The following is a 20,073-nucleotide window of genomic DNA, read 5'->3' on the forward strand; positions in this document are numbered from 1 at the left end:
GGGAAGGCTGTGAAGACAGGCCCGCTCTCCTTCGGCCAGGAACGACTCTGGTTTCTGAACCGGCTCGACCCCGACGACCCCTCCTACAACTGCTCCTACGTCTACCGGCTGCGCGGCGCGCTGGACGTCGCCGCGCTCGAGTCGGCCTTCACCCAGGTGGCCGCCAGGCACGAGTCGCTGCGCACCCGTTTCGAGGAGGTGGACGGGCGTCCCGTCGCGATCGTCGAGCCGCCCGGCCCGATCACCGTCGAGCGGGTGGACGCCTCCTCCGAGGAGGACGCCAGGAGCCTGGTCAGCGCGCGCACCAACGCCCTGTTCGACCTGTCGGCGGATCCGCCGTTCCGCGTGAGCCTGATCCGGCTCGGGCCGGACGACCACGTGCTGTGCGTGGTGCTCCACCACATCAACGGCGACGGCTGGTCGCTCAACGTGCTGCGCGAGGAGGTCGCCGGGTTCTACGCGGGCGCGGACGAACCCGAGCCGCCGCCCCAGTACCTCGACCACGCCCGCGCCCAGCGCGGGAGCGAGGTCGACCTCGGCTGGTGGGTCTCCCGCCTGGCGGGCACGCCCGTCCTCGAACTGCCCGCCGACCGTCCGCGCCCGGCCGTACGCGGCACCGCGGGCGGCGAGGTGCGCTTCCGCCTCGACCCTGACCTGGTCGCCGAGGTGGGCCGCCTGGCCGCGTCGGCCAGGTGCACGCCGTTCATGGTGCTGCTGGCCGCCTACCAGGTGCTGCTGTCGCGCCACAGCGGCCGGGCCGACTTCTGCGTGGGCGTCCCCTCCTCCGGGCGGACGAGCACCGAGCTGGAGCGGATGATCGGCTACCTGTCGACCACGATGGTCCTCAGGTGCGACCTGTCCGGCGCGCCCGCCTTCGACGAGATGCTCAGGCGCACGAGGAAGGGCGTGCTGCAGGCCCTGTCGCACCCGGACGTGCCCGTCGAGCGGCTGATCACCGAGCTCGGCCTGGAACGGGATCTCAGCAAGACTCCCCTGTTCCAGACCCTCTTCGCCGTGCACACCCAGGGCGACCTGGCCGATCCCCTGCCGGGCGTGGCGGCCGAGCCGTTCCCGCACGGCTGGCACCCGGCGAGGCACGACCTGTCGCTCGATCTGTATCCCGAACCGGACGGCAGCCTGCTCGGCGTGGCCATCTACAGCAGGGAGCTGTTCGACCCGGATACGGCCGAGCGGCTGGCGCGGCGGTTCGTCACCCTGCTGCGCTCGATCGTCGCCGATCCCGCGCGGTCCACGGCCGAGCTGGAGCTGATGCCGCCGGAGGAGCGGGCCCAGCTTGCCGCCTGGAACGACACCCGGGCCGAGCTGCCCGAGTCCACGGTGGTGGACCTGATTCTCGCCCAGGCGCGCCGACGGCCTGACGCGCTCGCGGTCGGCCCGCTGACCTACCGCGAGCTGGTCGAGCGCGCGGCGGGCCTGGCCGTACGGCTGCGCGGGCGGGGCGTGGGGCGCGGCGACCTGGTGGCGGTACGGCTGTCGCGCGGGCCGCTGATGGTCGTCGCGCTGCTCGGCGTCGCGATGTCGGGCGCCGCCTACCTGCCGGTCGATCCCGAGTACCCGCAGGCCAGGGTGGACTACGTGATCGAGGACTCGGGCGCGGCGCTCGTCCTGACGGACGCCGACCTGGACGCCGAGCCCTCTCCCGTGGTCCCCGATCCGCCGCGCCCCGGCGACACCGCCTACGTCCTGTACACCTCCGGCTCCACCGGACGCCCCAAGGGTGTGGTCATCCAGCACCGGGCACTCACCAACTTCCTGCTGGCCATGCGCACCCTCCTCGACGCCGCGCAGGACGACGTCTGGCTGGGCCTGACGTCGCTGTCCTTCGACATCTCGGCGCTCGAGCTGTACCTGCCGCTGGTCACCGGCGGCCGGCTGGTCGTCGCCGACGCGGACACCGCCCGCGACGGCGCCGCCCTGGCCGGGCTCGTGCGCGCGGAGGGCGTCACCCACGTGCAGGCCACGCCCTCGGGCTGGCGGGTGCTCATGGCCGGCGACCTGCCGCCCGTCACCGCCCTGGCGGGCGGCGAACCGCTCCCCCTCAAGCTCGCCGCCGGCCTCCGCTCCCGCGTCCGCAGGCTGATCAACATGTACGGCCCGACGGAGACCACGATCTGGTCCACCGCGTGGGAGGTGCCCGAACACCCCGGCCGCGTCACGATCGGCCACCCCATCGCCAACACGACCGTGCACGTCGTGGACGCCCAGGGCACCGACGTGCCCGTGGGCGTGCCGGGCGAGCTGCTGATCGGCGGCGCCGGCCTGGCGACCGGCTACCTCGGCCGGCCCGAGCTGACGGCCGAGCGCTTCGTCAGGCACGCGGGCGAGCGCGTCTACCGCACCGGCGACCTGGTCCGCCGGCTGCCCGACGGGGCGCTGGAGTTCCTCGGCCGCACCGACAACCAGGTCAAGCTGCGCGGCCACCGCGTCGAGCTGGGCGAGATCGAGGCCGTCCTCGAATCCCACCAGCAGGTACGGCAGGCCGTCGCGGCCGTCCGCGACGACCTGCTGGTCGCCTACGTCGTGGGCGGCGACCCCGAGGACGTCAGGGCGCACGCCTCCGCCCACCTGCCCGCCTACATGGTCCCCTCAGCGGTAGTTGCTCTGGAGGCCCTCCCACTGACCCCGAACGGCAAGGTCGACAGGAAGGCGCTGCCGGATGTCGCCCCCGCGCGGCCCGCCTCCCGGCCGCCGCGCACACCCAGCGAGCACCTGGTGGCCGAGGTCTTCTCCGACGTGCTCGGCGTCGGCGAGGTCGGCGCCGACGACGACTTCTTCGCCCTCGGCGGCCACTCGCTGCTGGCCACGGCGGTGATCGGACGGTTGCCCGCGGCGCTCGCCGTACGGGAGCTGTTCCTGCACCCCACGGTCGCCGGGCTGGCCGAGGCGCTGGACCTGGCGGCCACGGCGGGGCGGCCCGGGCCCGTGCCACGGCCCGCGGGGGCGCCTGCCGTACTGTCCAGGAACCAGGAGCGGCTGTGGTTCCTGCAGCGGCTCGATCCCGGCGACGCCTCCTACAACATGTGGATCGTGCGCCGGCTGCGCGGGCGATTGGACCCCGTGGCACTCGGGCGAGCCGTGGACGCGCTGGTCGCGCGGCACGAGAGCCTGCGTACCCGCGTCCTCGACGTGGACGGCGTGCCGACCGCGCTGGTCGAGCCCCCGGGTCCCGTGCCGGTGGAGACCGTGGCCGCCGACAGCCTCGCCCAGGCCGAGGCGCTGGTGGCCGAGCGCACCAACCGGCCCTTCGACCTGGCCGCGGCGCCCGCCTTCAGGGTCTCGCTGATCCGGCTGGCCGACGACGACCACGTGCTGTGCGTGGTGCTGCACCATGTCCTGGGCGACGGGTCGTCGCTGAACATCCTGCTCGGCGAGCTGGCCGCGCTCTACTCGGGGCTCGAGCTGCCCGCGCCCGCCCTGCAGTTCGCCGACGTCGCCGCCTGGCAGCGCGAGCAGGACCAGGCGCCGCTCGCCGAGCACTGGGCGCGCAGGCTGGCCGGGCTCGAACCGCTCGACCTGCCCACGGACCGCCCCCGCGACGACGCGACGCGGCGCGTGCCCGCCTTCCACACCGTCCGGCTGCCCGCCGAGGAGGCGGAACGGCTGGCGGCCACGGCCAGGGCGCGCGGCGCCACGCTGTTCATGGCGCTGCTCGCGGCCTACCAGGCGGTGCTGGCCGCGCAGTGCGGCACGCCGGACCTGGCGGTGGCCACCGTGGTCTCCGGGCGCGACCGGCCCGAGCTCGGCGGGGTGGTCGGCTACCTGGCCGACTCCGTGGTGATCCGCGGCGACCTGAGCGGCCGCCCGGCCTTCGGCGACCTGCTCGAGCGCACGCGGGACGCGGTGCTCGACGCCTTCGCGCACCGGGACGTGCCGCTGGACGAGCCGCCGGCCTTCGAGACCATGCTCATCCTGCACACCCAGGACACCGACCTGGCGCCGCCGGTCTTCTCCGGGCTCGAGGCGGCGCCGTTCGCGCACGGGTTCGCGCAGATCAAGTTCGATCTCATGGCCGAGGCCTGGCAGGACGCCCACGAGTTGCTCATCGTGTTCTCCTACGACGCCGCGCTCTTCGATCAGGGGACCGTCCAGGCGCTGGCGGCGCGCATGGAGCGGGTGCTGCGCACCGACCCGGCCGCGGAGCCTGAGCTGCTGAGCCACGACGACACCCGGGTCCTGCTCGAGCTGGGCGAAGGGCCCGCGCTCGGGGCGGCCGTGCCCGTGCCCGAGCTGGTGGCGGCAGCCGTACGCGAGCATGGGGACCGGCCGGCCGTCGGCGCGCTCAGCTACCGCGAGCTGGACGTCCGGGTCGGTGAGCTGGCGGGGATCCTGCAGGCGGGCGGCGTGGTCCCCGGCGACGTGGTCGGCGTGCTGCTCGGCAGGTCGGAAGACGCGATCGCGGCGCTGCTCGCGGCCTGGCGGGCCGGGGCCGCCTACCTCCCGCTGGACCCCGAGCACCCCGAGGAGCGGCTGGCTTTCGTGCTCGGCGACAGCGGCGCCCGGCTGGTGCTGACCACGCCCGACCTGGCCGACCGGCTGCCCGCCGGGACGCCCCTGGCCTACACGTGCCAGAGCGCGCCGGCGCCCGAGCCCGTGCCGCCGGGCGAGGCGGCGTACGTGATCTACACCTCGGGCTCGACCGGCGTCCCCAAGGGCGTCGTGGTCGAGCACCGCAACCTGGCCGTCCGCGTCGCCTGGATGCTCGGGGAGTACGGCCTGGGCCCTGGTGACCGGGTGGTGCAGTTCGCCTCGCTCGGGTTCGACACCCACGCGGAGGAGATCTATCCCGCGCTCGCGGCGGGCGCGCATCTGCGGGTGCTGCCCGACGGGGCCGTCACGCTGCCCGACCACCTTGACGGGGTCAGCGTGCTCGACCTGCCGACCGCCTACTGGCATCACCTGGTCGACCAGCTCGACGCCGTCGCCTGGCCGGACGGGCTGAGGCTGGTCATCCTCGGCGGCGAGCAGGCGCAGGAGGCGGCGGTGCGCCGCTGGCGGGAGCGCTTCGGCGCGCGCGTCAGGCTGCTGAACACCTACGGGCCGACCGAGACGACCGTCATCGCCACGGCCGCCGAGCTCGACGGGCGTCCCGGGCGGCCGCCGATCGGCAGGCCCATCGCCGCGACCCGCGCCTACGTCGTGGACCCCGCCGGGCGGCTGGCCCCGCCCGGCGCCCGCGGTGAGCTGTGGATCGGCGGTGACGGGGTGGCGCGCGGCTACCTCGGCCGGCCGAAGCTGACGGCCGAGCGGTTCATCGAGTTCGACGGCGGGCGCGTCTACCGGACCGGCGACCTGGCGCGCTGGCTGCCCGGCGGGCAGCTGGAGTTCCTCTGGCGGGTGGACGACCAGGTGAAGGTGCGCGGGTACCGGATCGAGCCGGGCGAGATCGAGGCGAGGATCCTGGCCTTTCCCGGCTCGGGCGAGGTGGCCGTGGTCGCGGTGGAGGAGATCCTGGCCGGATACGTCACCGGTGAGGCGGACTTCGCGGAGCTGTCGCGCCACCTCGCCGCGACGCTTCCGCCGTACATGGTGCCGACGGCCTGGGTGCGGCTCGAGCGGCTGCCGCTGACCGTCAACGGCAAGGTGGACCGGGCCGCGCTGCCCCGGCCGCAGGCCGTGACCAGGCGGTACGTGGCGCCCCGCGGAGACGCCGAGGAGCTGGTCGCCGACGTCTACGGCGAGGTGCTCGGCGTGGCGCGGGTCGGCGCGCTCGACGACTTCTTCGCGCTCGGCGGCCACTCGCTGACCGCCATGCGCGTCGTCGCCAGGCTGCGGGCCGCGGTGGGCCTCGAGGTGCCCATCCGCGCGCTGTTCGCGGCGCCCACGGTCGAGGCGCTGGCCAGGACCGTGGAAGACCTCGTGGTCGCCGAGCTCGACCAGATGTCCGACGAGGAGGCCGAGCGCCTCGTGAGGGAGCTTTCATGATCAAGGAGAGACTGGCCGAGCTGGTCGGCGAGGCGTCCGACGGCGCGGTGAGCGCTCAGGAGGCGCTGTCCGCGACGGCGCCGCTGACCGCACTGGGTCTGACCTCCATCGGCGTGCTGCGCCTGGTCGACGCGATCGAGACGGAGTTCGGCGTGGCGGTGGACCTGACGCCCGAGGGCATGGCGCTGCTGGACCGCCTGGACGACCTCGCCGCCCACCTCGCGACGCGATGAACGTCGAGTTCGGCGGGACAGGCTCCGGCACCGCGCCGCTGACCTGGGGGCAGCGGGCCATCTGGGAGGCCATCCAGAACACCGCGCCCGACGACCACTACTTCAACTTCGGCCGCGTGCTCAAGGTGCCGGGCACCAGGCAGGCCGCGGAGGTCGCGGCCGCGATCGGCGCCCTGGTCGAGCGGCACGGCGCCCTGCGCACCCGGCTCGACGACGAGGCCCGGCAGCGTCTGTCCGCCACGGGCACGCTTCCCGTCACCGTCACGGCGGGAGATCCTGGCGAGGTCCTGGCGGAGCTGGCCGCGACCAGGTTCGACTACACGGGCGAGTGGCCGCTGCGGGTGGCGCTGATCGAGGACGGCGCCCGGGTGACGCACGTGGTGCTGGTCTTCTGCCACCTGGCCGCCGACGGCCTCGGCGCCGAGGTGGCCGTCCGCGACCTGCGCATGCTGCTGCTGCGCGGCCGGCCGTCCTGGCCGCCCGCGCCGCAACCCCTGGACCTGGCCCGCTTCCAGGCGGGACACGAGGGCCGCGGGGTCGCCGCGGGCGCCGCCGCCCACTGGGAGCAGGAGCACCGGCGCATCCCCACCACGATGTTCGGCCGTCCGGGATCTGACGCGGCCGACCCGCCCATCTGGCGGGCCCTGCTCCGCTCCCCCGCCCTGGAGCTGGCCGTGCGCCAGATCGCCCGCACCCACGCCACCTCCACCTCGACCGTCCTGCTCGCGACCGTGGCGCGGCTGGCGGCGGCCGTGGAGGGGCACCCGACCGCCGCCGTGCTGCCGATCGTCGCCAACAGGTTCAGGCGCGACACCATCGGCCTGGTGAGCACGCTGTCTCAGGAGGGACTGTTCACCCTGGACGTCGACCGGCCCTTCGGCGAGCTGCTGCGCGAGGCGGGGCCCGCCGCCCTGCGCGCCTACCGCAGCGCCTACCACGACCCCGCCGACAGGACCAGGATCGTCCAGGCGGAGAGCGAGCGCCGCGGCGCGCAGGTCCACCCGCTCTGCTGCTTCAACGACATGCGCTTCGCCGATCCGGGCCCGGCGGCCTGCACGCCGGAGGAGCTGGACAAGGCGCTGGCGGACACGGAGCTGTCGTGGCCGATGAGCCAGCACGAGCTCAACTGCCGCTTCTGCGTCCACGTCACCACCGAGGGCGTCTCGCTGACGGCCGACACGCGGTTCCTGCCGCGGCCGTCGATGCAGCGCTACCTGCTCGACCTGGAGGCCGTGCTCGTGGCGGAGGCGCGCTCGTGACGGTCCGCGCCTACGCCCAGGCCACCTCCTGCGCGCAGGGTTCGACGCTGCGCTTCGTGCTGTCCGAGCCGTCCGTCGTCGAGGTCACCGACCTGGCCGACGACCGGGTCGTGTACACCGGGCAGGCCACCCCGGCCTGGGACCTGGAGGTCCCCGCCGGCTGGCGCAGCTCGCTCTACCGGGCCAGGTTCGGCCCGGAGATCCCCTGGCCGAAGAGCCTGCCGGGGGCGACCCCCTGCCCTGACAACGAGGTCTTCTTCGTCGTACGGCAGGCCGTCCCGACCTCGCCGATCCTCATCAGCGTCCCCTTCACCACCTGGCAGGCCTACAACCTGGCCGGGGAGCCGGGCCAGGGACTGTACTGGACCGAGTCGCCCACCAGGGCGCACCGCGTCACCTTCGACAGGCCCGGCGGCGGGCCGCCTCCGGAACGCTGGGAGGAGGGCCTGATCCGCTGGCTGCGCCCGGCCGGGTACGACGTGGCCTACTGCTCCAACCTCGATCTGCACGACGGCCTCGACCTGCTGTCGGGGTACCGGCTGCTGGTGGTCAACGGTCACGACGAGTACTGGTCGGCCCAGATGCGCGACACCGTGGAGGAGTTCGTCCGGCGCGGCGGCAACGTCGCCTTCCTGGCCGGGAACACCTGCTGGTGGCAGATCCGCCTGGAGGACGGCAAGCGCACCATGGTCTGCCACCGGGACCCGGTCGCCGGCGACACCGCCGAGTGGACGGCCGCGGGACGGCCGGAGAACACGCTGACCGGCGTCAGCTTCCGCGCGGGCGCCGGTACCTGGGGCCAGGACATGCCGCGCATGCTGGAGGAGTCGTACACGGTGCGTTTCGCCGGTCACTGGGCCTTCGAGGGCACCGGGCTGACCGACGGCGACAAGTTCGGGCAGGGCTGCCTGGGCTACGAGACCGACGCGGCCGAGTTCGAGGAGGTCGGCGGCGTGCCGCGGGTCACCTGCACGGACGGCACGCCCGCCTCCTTCGTCGTGCTGGCCACCGCCGACCTGCGGCACTGGAGCGCCTACGGGCAGGGCGGGTGGGCCACGATGGGCGTGTTCACCAGCGGCCTGGGCACCGTCTTCACCGCGGCCACCGTCAACTGGGGCAACACGCTGGGCGACCCGGTCGTGGAGCGGATCACCAGGAACGTGCTCGACAGGCTGTCGGCCGAGTCGCGCCGCGGCTGGGAGGTCATCGGCCCCGTCGCGGACCTGCGCGCCATGGCGGTGCTCGGACGCACCCTGTACGCGGTGGACGCCGGCGGCTGCCTGCTGAGCAGGGAGCTGTGCGGGCAGAACCTGGCCTGGTCCGCCGTGGCCGAGGCCGGTGACCTGGTGGGCCTCGCCGTGCCGAGGGAGGCCGCGGGCGGCGTGAGCCAGGCGCTGCACGGGGTGTCGCGGAGCGGGCGCCTGGTCCGCTGGGACCGCGGCGAATGGCGCGAGATCGGCCACGCCCCCGCCGCCGCGGTCGGGCTGGCCGTGGCCGACTGCACCTTCTACGTGGCCACGGACGCGGGCGAGCTGTGGCGCCTGCCGTTCGGCGCCCGGGAGTGGGAGCCCGACGGCTCCTCGGCCGGGGCCGTGTGCCTGGCGGGCACGAACGGGAGGCTGTTCGCCGCCGGGGCCGGGGGCCGGTTGCTGACCAGGATCCCCGGTTCGCACTGGGAGGAGCACCCGGTGCGCGTGCCGGGCGAGGTGTTCACCGCACACTCCGGGCTGCTGGTCGCGGGCGGTCCTGGCGAGCCGCTGCGCTGGTCGCGCGTGCGCTGACGGCCTGCAGGCCGACCAGGTCGTCGGGCAGCGCGTCCGGCACGTCGGCGTCGAAGCGGGCCAGCGCCCGCACGCGCGTCGCGACCAGGGCGACGGCGGCGATCGCCACCGCGAACAGCAGGTACATCAGGGCGATCCCGCGCCCTGGTCCGGTGCCGATGAGCGCGCCCACGGTGCCGGCCAGCGGCCCGCCGCGGGCCACCAGCGGCTCGAACACGGCGCCGCCGTACGGGGCGATGAGGCCGAAGCCGATCGGCAGGGTGGACCAGGCGATGAGCGTGTTGAGCGCGATCACCCGGCCGTGGAAGCGCTGCGGGACCTTGACCTGGATGATGGTGGCGTAGATGCCGTTGACCATGGTCAGCCCGAACGACATGGCGAACGCGCCGATCCCGATCACCAACAGGTCCGGGCGCAGGCCGGTCACCAGGCACGCCCCCGCGAGCGCCAGCGTCGACAGCAGCACGCCCCGCATCCGCCGGTTGCGCGGCCCGCCCCAGGCGGTGAGCAGCAGCCCGGCGAGGAAGACGCCGAGGCCGCCCGCGAAGGCGACCCTGCCGACGTCCTGGAGGCTGCCGAAGCCCAGCACCAGCGGCGTGAGCAGCAGGAACAGCGGGGACAGGAACACGTTCAGCACGGCGAAGAAGACCAGCATCGCGCGGAAGCCGCCGCTGCCCCAGGTGTAGCGCCAGCCGCCGACCATCTCCGCCACCAGCGTCTCCCTGCGCCGCCAGGCCATCGCCCGGGGGAAGCGCACCAGCAGCACGGTCAGCACGGCCACGGTGTAGGAGACCACGTCGATGACCAGGATGCCCTCCAGGCCGATCAGGGCCATCAGCCCGACCGCCACCAGCGGGACCACCAGCTGCGAGGTGCCCGTGATCATCTGGACGACGCCGTTGGCGTGCCCGAGGTAGCGTTTGGGCACCAGCTGCGGGATGGCCGAGCCGTAGGCCAGGCGCTGGAAGGTGAGCGCCACCGACAGCACGACCAGCAGCGGGTAGATGTGCCACAGCTGCAGGTTGCCCGTCCACAGCAGCAGGCCGAGCGCCAACTGCGTGGCGCCGGCGGCCGCGTCGCCCGCCAGCATCACCCGGCGGCGGTCGAACCTGTCGACGATCGCGCCGGCCAGCGGGGCGACGAGCATGCCGGGCAGCAGCGCGAGCACCGAGAACAGGGCGAAGCGCACCAGCGAGCCGGTGGTGGTGTAGATCCAGATCGGGATCGCGAACTCGGTGAGCGCCGAGCCGATGATCGACACGAGCTGGCCCGCGGCGACCGCGGAGAAGCGCCGCATGCTCGGCTCGGGACCGCTCGTGCGCGGCTCCCCTCGGGAGACGTCGTGCAGCCACCACGTGGACTGGTCCAGGCTCTCTTGCGCGGCGACGGCCGGATGGGCGCGGGTGACGATCTCCGCCAGCTCGTCCGCCCGGTACTTCAGGTAGAAGTGACCGGCCTCGTCCAGCACGACGAGCGCGGTCGTCGAGGCGACACAGTGCCATTCGCGGAAGCGCTCCTGGTAGAACTCGGTGGCCGGATCGCGCTCACCGGCGACGGCGATGACCGGCGCGCGCAGCCGCTCGGCGCCCTCCTCGAACAGGCGGGTGAAGTACTCCTCGGCCTCCTTGGTGCCCCGGCGCCGGTTCTCGACGACCAGCTGGAGCTCCTCCTCGCCGAGCTCGTCCACGTCGAGCCCGGCCGCGCGCAGCGAGTTGGCCCAGTGCCGGTCGCCCTGGAGCCGCTCCATGGCCTCGGTGAGGCGGCGCAGCCCGCGCTTCGGCCGCGCGAAGGGGAAGATGCCGCCCAGGTAGACGGCCTCCACCTCGCGGCCTGCCGCTTCGAGGCGCCGGGCGACCTCCACCGAGAGCATCACGCCGAGCCCGCAGTGGCCGTAGAGGACCAGCGGGCCCGGCACGCCGGCCAGGATCTCGGCGACGCACCGCTCCGCGATCTCGCCGACGGGCGCGGCCCGCTCGGGCAGGCCGAGCTCGTGTCCCGGCACGCTCACCGCGTACAGGGCCGTGTCCGCGGGCATGGCGTCCGCCAGCGGCTGGTAGATCGCGGCGCTGCCGCCGCCGTACGGCACGCAGACCACGCTGGCCCGGACGGGACGATCAGGTGTGAGCCGGTGGACCAGCTGCCGCGGGCCGTCGTCGGCAGTGCCCGCGAGCAGCGCGAGCCCGCGGAGGGTGGGGTTCTTGAACAGGTCCAGGATGCTGACCGGTCGCGGCAGCCGCTTGCGGAGCCTGGCGACCACCTGGGCGGCCAGCAGCGAGTGGCCGCCCAGGTCGAAGAAGTCGTCCAGCGCGCCGACCCGGCTCACGCCGAGCACACCGGCCCAGACCTCGGCGATCGCCGCCTCGATCGGTCCTTCTGGCTCGACGTAGCCGGCGGCCTGGTCGGGGCGTTCCTCGTCAGGCTCGGGGAGCCTGCCCCTGTCGACCTTGCCGTGCGACTTCAGCGGCAGCTCGTCGAGCCAGACGTAGCGGACCGGGATCATGTAGTCGGGCAGGGTCTGCCCGAGCCGTGCCCGCAGCTCGCTGACGCTCAGGCGCTCGCCCACCAGGTAGCCGACGAGCCTGTCGCCGCGCAGCTCGACGACGGCCTGGCCGACCTCGGGCAGGGCCGACAGCGCGGCCTCGATCTCGCCCAGCTCGACGCGGTATCCGCGCACCTTGACCTGCAGGTCGCGGCGGCCGAGGAAGGACAGCTCGCCGTCCGGCAGCCACCGTCCCAGGTCGCCGGTGCGGTAGAAGCGCTCGCCGTCGACGAGCAGGAACTTCTCCGCTGTCAGGTCGGGCCTGCCCAAGTACTCCCTGGCCAGCCGGTCGCCGCCGAGGTAGATCTCGCCCACGGCGCCGATCGGGGCAGGCCGTAGACGCGGGTCGAGGACGAGGACGCGCGCGCCCGGCAGCGGCCGGCCGATGGGCAGCGCGGGCTCGGTCTCCTGCCCGGTCACGTGGTGGGTGGTGATGCCCACGGTCGCCTCGGTGGGGCCGTAGTGGTTGACCACCGTGGTGTGCTCGGCCAGCTCGACGGCCCAGCTGGAGCGGGAGGCCTCGCCGCCCAGGATGAGCAGCTTGCGGGGCAGCACCTCGGCCGGGTCGGCGCCGCTCAGCAGCGAGGCCAGGTGGGAGGGGGTCATCTTCATGTAGTCGGCCTCGGGCAGTTCCTCGGCCGTGGCCTGCGGGTCGACCAGGCGCAGGGTGCCGCCGGTCAGCATCGACAGGTAGAAGACGGTGATGCCGAAGTCGAAGGAGAGCGACTGCATCAGCGTGAAGCGCGAGCCGGGCTCGACGGCGAACCTCTCGCGGACCCCCGCGAGGTAGTTGAGTACCTGCCGGTGCTGGACGGCCACGCCCTTGGGCCTGCCCGTGGTGCCCGAGGTGTAGATCACGTAGGCGAGGTGTCCGGGCGTGACGCCGGGGTCGTCGAGGCCGGCCTCCGGCGCGTCCACCTCGACGCAGCCGGGCCACAGCTCGGGCGTGCTCACCACGGCCGCGGCGCCGGAGTCGGTGAGCATGTAGGTCAGCCTCTCGTGGGGCTGCTTGGGGTCGAGCGGGACGTAGGCGCCGCCCGCCATGAGCACGCCGAGCAGGGCGACCGCGACGTCGACGGACTGCTCGAGCAGCACCCCGACCGCCACGTCCGGCCCGACGCCGCGGGCGCGCAGGGCCGCCGCGAGCCGCCCCGCGCGGGTGTCCAGCTCGGCGTAGGTCAGCTCGTCGTCGCCGCAGGCCACGGCGACCGTGTCGGGGGTGCGGGTGGCCTGCTGGGTGAGGATCTCGTGGAGCAGCCGCGCGTCGAGGGGGGCGGGCTCCGGGCTCCTGCCGAAGGAGTCGATCAGCTCGAGCTCGCCCGGCGCGAGCAGGTCCAGCTCGGAGAGCCTGGCCTCGGGATCGGCGGCGATCGACCTCAGCAGCGTGCCGAACCTGGCGACCAGGCGGTGCGCGGTGTCGTCGTGGAACAGCTCGGTGCTGTAGGTGAGCCAGCCCGTCAGCCCGTCACCGGTCTCGAACAGGTACATCGCCAGATCGGTGCGGCTGGTCGCCGCGGGGGCCGCCAGGTGGGTCACCCGCCCGTCCCCGCCGTCCGCGTAGTTCTGCAGCGCGAACACGGCCTGCGTCAGCGGCGTCCTGCTCACGTCGCGCGGCACGTTCAGGTGCCCGACCAGCCGTTCGAAGGGCAGCTCCTGATAGGCGTAGGCGTCGAGCGCCGCCTCGCGGGTCCTGGCCAGGAACTCGGTGAAGGTGGGGTCGCCCGACAGGTCGGCGCGCATCACCAGCGTGTTGACGAACATGCCGACCACGCCGTCCAGCTCGGGCAGCCCGCGCCCGGCGACCGGCGTGCCGACCGCGAAGTCCTCCTGCCCGCTGAGCCTGCCGAGCAGCACCTGGAAGGCGGCCAGCAGCGTCATGTACAGCGTGCCGTCCAGCCGCGACAGCGCCGCCACGGTTCCGGCGTCGACCCGCACGGCGACGCCGTGCCCGCCCTCACCCCGTACGGCCGGCCGCGGCACGTCCGTGGGCAGGTCGAGCGGCGGCAACCCGGCCAGCCGCGCGCTCCAGTAGTCGAGCTCCCTGCCGTAGTCCCTGCCGGACTCCCAGATCGCGTAGTCGCCGAACCCGATGGGCAGCGGCTCCAGGCTCAGGCCGTCGTGCAGCGCGAGCAGGTCGCGCAGCAGGATGTCGCAGGACCAGCCGTCGGCCACGATGTGGTGGGCGGCGAGCAGCAGCACCTGGTCGCCGGGGCCGAGCCGGACCAGCAGCGCCCGCAGCAGCGGCCCGCCCGCCAGGTCGAAGGGCGTCGCCAGTTCCTCGGCCACCAGCCGCATCGCCGCGTCCAGGTCGCCCGCCTCGGCCACCCGCAGCCGATGGCCGTCGCCGAAGGCGAGCTCGGGACGGCCGTCGTCGGTGGTGGGGAAGCGCATCCGCAGCGCCTCGTGCCTGGCGACCAGCGCCGACAGCGCGCCGGACAGGGCGTCCTCGTCGATCGTGCCGCTCAGCCGTACCGTGACGGGCACCGTGTAGGCGGTCGAGCCCGGCGCGTACTCCTCCAGGAACCACAGCCGTTCCTGGGCGTGCGACAGCGGCGGGTGGACGCCTTCGCCGCGCGGCTCGATCGTGCGGCCGCCGCGGCCGCGCAGCCGCCGGGCCAGCAGGGCGCGCTTGGCCTCGCTCAGCGTCTCAGTCATGGTGGGACTCCACCTCGATCTTGAGCGCGCCCAGGAACAGGGCGGCGTCCCTGCCGTTGATCAGCCGGTGGTCGTAGGCCAGGCCCACGTCGGCGGTGCCGTCGGGCCGTGGCGCGGGCAGGGCCAGTGCGCAGGCCTGCCCGGGGAAGACGAACGGGATGGCCAGCACCACGTCCTGCTCGGTGTGCAGGGTGAGGGTGATGTTGGCGCCGGACAGCTCGGCGTCCTCGAAGCCGCCGCGGGCGGCCTTGACGCGGTAGCGCATGAGCATTGTGGCCAGCTCCTTGGGCCCCAGGCTGCCGGCGTCGTGGACGACGGGGACGTAGAGCCCGTCGCCGAGGTCGAAGGTGACGCCGACGTGCGGCTTGTCCGACAGCCGTGCCACGTCGCCGTCGAGCGTGGCGAAGAACAGCGGATGGCCCGCGTGGAGCGCGGCCAGGGCGCCGACGAAGATCTCGGCCAGGCCGACGGGCCTGCGTACCCGCTCGGTCAGCTGCGCGGCCAGGGCCAGGGCGGGGCGCAGGTCGAAGCGCACCACGGTGTAGGCGGCGGGGATGGTGTCGTGCGACAGCGTCACGGCGCGCCCGACCGCGCGCTGCACCCTGGTGAGGGGTACGGCGTCGCCCTTCAGCCCCTCCACGTCCGCCCGGCGGACGATCCTGAGGCCGAGCGCGGCGACCTGCTCGGCGGTGACGCCCAGCTCGGCCATCGCGGCGCGGGCGGGCTCGGTGATCACCAGCCCGTCCTCCGCCGGCGCACGTTCCACGGTGGCCGAAGAGGTCGCGGGTTCGCCGCCGATGCGGGCCAGCACGGTGCCTGGGGCGCACCACGTGCCCGCGGGTACGGCGTGCGCGAGGTGCCCGTCGCTGTCGGCCTCCAGCTCGGAGGCCGCCTTGGAGGACTCCACCACCGCGACGGGCTCGCCCGCGCGGACCGGTTTGCCGTCGGCCACGAGCCATTCGACGAGCAGGTACTCGGTGTCGTTGGGGTTCAGCTTGGGCAGGACGAGGTCACCCACGCACGGCCTCCACCACGGCTTGTCGGATCATGGACTCTCCCAGCAGGACCTCGCGCTCGAGGTGCGCGGCGGCGGGAATCGCGCCGTCGCGCGAATGGACCAGGCTCACTGGACGCCTGAGCGTGCGCCACAGGCGCTGGTGCAGCGCGTGGGCCACCTCGCTGCCCCAGGTGCCGCCCGGCGCGCTCTCCTCGGCCACCACGACCGTGTCGCCGAGGTGCGGGAGGAGGGCGTCGACGTCGAGCGGGTACAGCCGCGACGGGACCAGCAGGCGGCAGGAGATCTCCTCCTCCAGCAGCAGCGCCCGCATGGCCTCGATCGCCCGGTGCGCCACGCCGCCCGGCGCGATCAGCACGCAGTCGGGCCGGTCGTCCAGGTCGACGCGGGCCAGGCCGTCCTCGACGGCGACGGTGAACAGCGGATCGGTCTCCCCCATCCGGCGGGTGTAGAGGATCTTGTCCTCGAAGAAGACCGCGGGCTCGCCGCGCTCCAGCATCTGCGTCAGCACCGCCGCGTTGTCGTGGAAGGGTGACATCTCGTACAGCGACAGGCCGGGCATGCCGACGAAGTGCTTCTGCAGGCTCTGGCTGTGCGTGGGGCCGTAGCCGCGCCCGCCTCCCGTGGGGCAGCGGACGATCATGCGCAGCGGCAGGCGCCGGCCGTACATGGAGACGGACTTGGCGGCGAAGTTGCACAGCTGGTCGAAGGCGAGGGCGATGAAGTCGCCGAACATGACCTCGACGATCGCGGTGTCGCCCGCCAGGGCCAGGCCGCCAGCGACGCCGGTGATGGCGGCCTCGCTGATCGGGGTGGTCAGCACCCGGCCGGGGAAGCGCGTGGACAGGCCCTTGGTGGCCTTGAAGGCGCCGCCGTAGGGGTCGGCGACGTCCTCGCCGATCAGGTAGGCCCGCGGGTCGCGTTCGAGCAGGCCGTGCAGGGCCAGGTTGAGGTTCTCGACTACGCGCATGGCCGGGCGGAGACCTCCTCGACGACGGCGCGGATCGTGTCGCGGGCGCGCCGGTCCAGCCGCTGGAAGCGGGCGGGCGTGGCTGCGGCGTGCTGGGCGTACCAGTCGTTCTTCCTGATCAGCTCGAGGTCCTCGGCGGGGCGGGTGTCGTCGCCCTTGCTGTGCGGGCCGAGCCGGTCGGTGAGGAACTCCACCACGGCGGGGCCGCCGTCCCTGACGCCCGCCAGCACGGGCGCCAGGCCGGCGCGGATCTCGCCGAGGTCGCGCGAGGTGACCAGGTGGCGCGCGACGCCGAAGGCGGCGGCGCGGCCGGCGATGGTGCCCGCCATGTGCCGGTCGAGGGGCGTGGACTGGGCGATGCCGTTGTTCTCCACCACGACGAGCAGCGGCAGCGACCACAGCGCGGCCACGTTGAGCGTCTCGTAGACGGCGCCCTCACCCCACGTGCCGTCGCCGATGTAGGCGCAGGCCAGCTTGCCGGGTTCGGCCTGCTTGAGGTGGAGCGCGACGCCGGCCGCGACGGGCAGGCTCTCGCCCTGCACGCCGGTCGACAGGTAGCGCTCACGGTGGAGGTGCTGGCTGCCGCCCGCGCCGCCGCACACGCCGCCCTGCCTGCCCATGATCTCGGCGAGCAGGCCGTGGCAGTCGCGGTACCTGGCCAGGTAGTGGCCGTGGCCGCGGTGGTTGCTGAAGACGAAGTCGGCCTCGTCGAGCAGGGGCGTGAGCGCGACCGGCACGTACTCCTGGCCCAGGCAGGTGTGCGTGGTGCCGTTGAGCTGTCCCTGGTCGAACAGCTCGAGCAGGGACAGCTCGAAGTGCCGGATGAGCAGGAGCAGCTCGAGGTCGGCGTCAGTCACGGGAGATCGTCCCCATGAGCCCGGCGATGGTGGGGTTGTCGAAGAAGGCGTCGAGCTCGACGGTGACGCCCAGGCGGCGTTCCATCCTGGCGATGATCTGGGTGATGGTCAGCGAGTGACCGCCCAGGTCGAAGATGTCGTCGTCGTCATGGATCGGGGCGACGCCGAGCACCTCCTGCCAGATCTGCCGGACGCCCTCGGTCAGCTCGGCGTCCGCGACACCGGTCACGGGCCCGGCCGCCGCCGGCTCGGGGATTCGCGCCTCGGCGAACGCGAGCAGGTCGCCCAGCCGCCGCGCGGGGCCGGCGGTCACCGCCGCCAGCAGGTCGCCCAGTTCGGCGGCCAGCCGGGCGCCGTCGACCTCGGGCAGGTGGCGCAGGCTGATCCCGAGCCCGCCCGCACCGTCCACGCACTGCAGGTGGATCGCGCCGCGCACGCCGTGGTTGAACACCGTCCAGTCCACCTCGGCCTCGACGCCCGCGAACGCCGCCTCCGGCCCCCGGCGGGCGCGGTAGCTGACCGACACGGGCGCCAGCGCCGCGTGCGGCCGCAGATTCGGTACGGCTGCCGCCAGCGGAACCGACCGGTGCCGGTAGAGCTCCCGCAACCGCAGGCGCAGCCCCGCGGCGAAGTCCGCGAACGACTCATCGGGCCGCGGCGCGGACCCGATGGGCAGCTCGTTGACGAACACCCCGATGCGGTCCTCGTCCCCGGATGTGCGGGTGGACAGGTCGACGGCCGTGACCACGTCGGCGTTCCCCTGGCTCGCCAGCAGCGCGTGGAGCGCGGCGACCAGCGTCTCGAATCTGGTCAGGCCCGGCACGTCCGGGTCGGCGGTCAGTCGCGCCTCCAGTGCCTCGCCCGCGCCCCGGGCGTTCAGCGGGCTGCCGTGCACGACGGTCTGGCCCGGCTCCCGCCAGTGCTCGGCCCAGAACGCCGTGGCCTCGGGCAGCCGTTCCGCCACGTCCTCGGTGGCGGCGTCAGGGAGCGGCAGGGGCGGCTCCCCGTCGTAGAAGGCCGCCAGGTCCCGGACCAGCACGTCCTTGGAGTGGCCGTCGAAGACCAGGTGGTGGGCCACGAAGGCGAGCGTGTGGCGGCCGGGCGCGTGCCGGTGGAGGGTGAACCTGGCCAGCGGCCCCGCCTCCAGGTCGAAGGGGGTCAGCAGGTCCGGCTCGCCGCCCTCCACCAGCTCGACCGGGACGTCCTTGCCCGCTCTGAGCTCCTGGCCCTCGTGGACCACGCAGCCAAGCACGGGGTGCCGCTCGACGAGGGCGGCGCAGGCCTTCAGCAGCGCGCCGGCGTCGAGTGCCCCGGTGAACTCGACGATCAGCGGCACGTGATAGGCGGGCCCCGCGCCGACCAACTGTTCCGTCACCCACATGCCCCGCTGGGCGAAGGAGACCTTGCTCATGCGAACCTCTCCAGTAACTGGCGCTTGTCGACCTTGCCGCCCTGGTTGCGGGGCAGCGCGTCGAGGGTGATCACGTGGACCGGCACCTCGTGCGAGGCGAGCCGGTCCTTCAGGAAGACCCGCAGTTCCTCGGCCTTGAGCGGGGAACGCGTCACCATGGCCACGGCGATCGCCCGCCCGAGCACCGGGTGCGGCACCCCGAGCGCCGCGGCCTCGGCCACGGCGGGGTGCTCGTAGGCCGCATCCTCGACCCGGATGGTGGAGACCTTGTAGGCGCCGGACTTGACGACGTCGCTCTCCCTGTCGACGAGGAAGAGGTAGCCGTCCTCGTCGAGGTAACCCAGGTCGCCCATGCGGATCCAGCCGTCGCGGAAGACGTCGCTGCCGGGGTCCCCGTAGTAGGCGCGGGGAGCGGCGGGCGAACGCATCCAGACCTCGCCGACCTCGCCGCGCGGCGCGTCGACCCTGACCAGGCCGCCGGCCACTGGCCGGCCGACGCTGCCCGGCCGGTCGGGGTCGAAGATCATGATGGTCTGGGCGGGCGCCGCCTCGGTCGAGGTGTAGTAGTTGGCGATGGTGGCCCGCGGGAAGGCCTCGGCCAGGCGCGCGGCCACCGGGGCCGGCAGCGGGGCCGCGGCCGAGCCGAGCAGCAGGACGCTCGACAGGTCGTGCCGCTCGTGGACGGCGGCGTTCAGCAGCGCGATCGCCATCGCGGGCACCAGGAACACGGTGCCCGCGCGGTGGCTCTCGATGAGGGCGGCGAAGCGGCCCGGCGTGAAGTGCGGCAGCGTCAGCACCGCGGGATGGGCGTCGAGGGCGTTGATCAGCATGGCCTGGCCGGCGTTGGTGCCGATCGGGAAGGCGTGCGCCAGGTGGCGCGAGTGGGCGAACGGGCGACGCTTGCCGCCGCAGCCGTGCGCGAGGTTGGCGTGGCTGGCGAGCACGCCCTTGGGGCGTCCCGTCGTGCCCGAGGTGTAGAGGATCTGCGCGGGATCGCCGGGCCGCGGCGGCACGAGGTCGCCCGGTCCCGCGGCCTGGAGGTCACCGATCCACCAGCCGGGTGATTCCAGGTCCGCGCCGTGCACGACCGCGGCCGCCCGGCAGTCGGCGAGCGTGGCGCGCAGATCGTCGTCGGTGAGGCGGTCGGACAGCGGGACCGCGACCGCGCCGGCGGCCAGCACGCCGCAGAAGGCGACGGCGTAGTCGGTCCACTCGGCGTTGGTGAAGCGCAGCCCGACCCGGTCGCCCGGGTTCACGCCGCGGGAGAGCAGGCCGGCGGCCACCGCCTCGGCGCGGGCGGTCCACTGCTTGAAGGTCAGTTCCGCGCGGCCGTGCACGATCATCGCGACCCGGTCGGGCTCCGCCGCAGCGCGCGCAGAAAGCAGGTGAGGAATGGTCAGGTTCACCCCG

10 protein-coding genes are annotated in these 20,073 nt (G+C 73.9%); 4 read left to right on the top strand and 6 right to left on the bottom strand.

Going from position 1 to position 20,073, the window contains the following annotated elements:
• The first annotated feature begins 9 nt into the window (after positions 1-9).
• Genes KIK09_RS27170 through KIK09_RS27185 form a run of 4 tightly spaced genes read left to right on the top strand, consistent with a single transcriptional unit; the run spans position 10 to position 9,216 of the window.
• Entirely contained in the window at positions 10-5,943 is a 5,934-nt protein-coding gene (locus tag KIK09_RS27170) for a non-ribosomal peptide synthetase (RefSeq protein WP_214322206.1), read from the top strand.
• Positions 5,940-6,176, top strand: coding sequence for an acyl carrier protein (locus KIK09_RS27175; protein ID WP_214322207.1), 237 nt, complete (start codon positions 5,940-5,942; stop codon positions 6,174-6,176). Before KIK09_RS27170 ends, KIK09_RS27175 begins: the two co-directional genes overlap by 4 nt.
• Entirely contained in the window at positions 6,173-7,435 is a 1,263-nt protein-coding gene (locus tag KIK09_RS27180; protein ID WP_214322208.1) for a condensation domain-containing protein, read from the top strand. The genes KIK09_RS27175 and KIK09_RS27180 overlap by 4 nt, the downstream gene beginning before the upstream one ends.
• Positions 7,432-9,216, top strand: coding sequence for a N,N-dimethylformamidase beta subunit family domain-containing protein (locus KIK09_RS27185; RefSeq protein WP_214322209.1), 1,785 nt, complete (start codon positions 7,432-7,434; stop codon positions 9,214-9,216). Before KIK09_RS27180 ends, KIK09_RS27185 begins: the two co-directional genes overlap by 4 nt.
• Here KIK09_RS27185 and KIK09_RS27190 read toward each other — a convergent pair.
• The 6 genes from KIK09_RS27190 to KIK09_RS27215 are packed head-to-tail and all read right to left on the bottom strand — an operon-like array spanning position 9,146 to position 20,069.
• Positions 9,146-14,410, bottom strand: a complete 5,265-nt coding sequence (locus KIK09_RS27190) for a non-ribosomal peptide synthetase/MFS transporter (RefSeq protein ID WP_214322210.1) — start codon at positions 14,408-14,410, stop codon at positions 9,146-9,148. The genes KIK09_RS27185 and KIK09_RS27190 overlap by 71 nt on opposite strands.
• A complete protein-coding gene (locus KIK09_RS27195) occupies positions 14,403-15,428 on the bottom strand; it encodes a 2-oxo acid dehydrogenase subunit E2 (protein WP_214322211.1) in 1,026 nt (341 codons plus the stop codon). Before KIK09_RS27195 ends, KIK09_RS27190 begins: the two co-directional genes overlap by 8 nt.
• A complete protein-coding gene (locus KIK09_RS27200) occupies positions 15,421-16,395 on the bottom strand; it encodes an alpha-ketoacid dehydrogenase subunit beta (RefSeq protein WP_214322212.1) in 975 nt (324 codons plus the stop codon). Before KIK09_RS27200 ends, KIK09_RS27195 begins: the two co-directional genes overlap by 8 nt.
• Positions 16,386-17,252, bottom strand: coding sequence for a thiamine pyrophosphate-dependent dehydrogenase E1 component subunit alpha (locus tag KIK09_RS27205; RefSeq protein ID WP_214322213.1), 867 nt, complete (start codon positions 17,250-17,252; stop codon positions 16,386-16,388). Before KIK09_RS27205 ends, KIK09_RS27200 begins: the two co-directional genes overlap by 10 nt.
• Positions 17,245-18,663: a condensation domain-containing protein gene (locus KIK09_RS27210; RefSeq protein ID WP_214322214.1), complete on the bottom strand. Its 1,419-nt coding sequence runs from the start codon at positions 18,661-18,663 to the stop codon at positions 17,245-17,247. The genes KIK09_RS27205 and KIK09_RS27210 overlap by 8 nt, the downstream gene beginning before the upstream one ends.
• Complete coding sequence (locus tag KIK09_RS27215; protein ID WP_308164309.1) at positions 18,660-20,069, bottom strand: class I adenylate-forming enzyme family protein; 1,410 nt, start codon at positions 20,067-20,069, stop codon at positions 18,660-18,662. Before KIK09_RS27215 ends, KIK09_RS27210 begins: the two co-directional genes overlap by 4 nt.
• Positions 20,070-20,073 lie beyond the last annotated feature (4 nt).

This window comes from Nonomuraea sediminis (genome assembly GCF_018531495.1).
In the GTDB taxonomy this organism is placed as follows: domain Bacteria; phylum Actinomycetota; class Actinomycetes; order Streptosporangiales; family Streptosporangiaceae; genus Nonomuraea; species Nonomuraea sediminis.

Bases quoted from the DNA above. Each gene is read 5' to 3' on its own strand.
- KIK09_RS27200 (WP_214322212.1), bottom strand. From the start codon at position 16,395: ATGCGCGTAGTCGAGAACCTCAACCTGGCCCTGCACGGCCTGCTCGAA.
- KIK09_RS27210 (WP_214322214.1), bottom strand. From the start codon at position 18,663: ATGAGCAAGGTCTCCTTCGCCCAGCGGGGCATGTGGGTGACGGAACAG.
- KIK09_RS27190 (WP_214322210.1), bottom strand. From the start codon at position 14,410: ATGACTGAGACGCTGAGCGAGGCCAAGCGCGCCCTGCTGGCCCGGCGG.
- KIK09_RS27175 (WP_214322207.1), top strand. From the start codon at position 5,940: ATGATCAAGGAGAGACTGGCCGAGCTGGTCGGCGAGGCGTCCGACGGC.
- KIK09_RS27180 (WP_214322208.1), top strand. From the start codon at position 6,173: ATGAACGTCGAGTTCGGCGGGACAGGCTCCGGCACCGCGCCGCTGACC.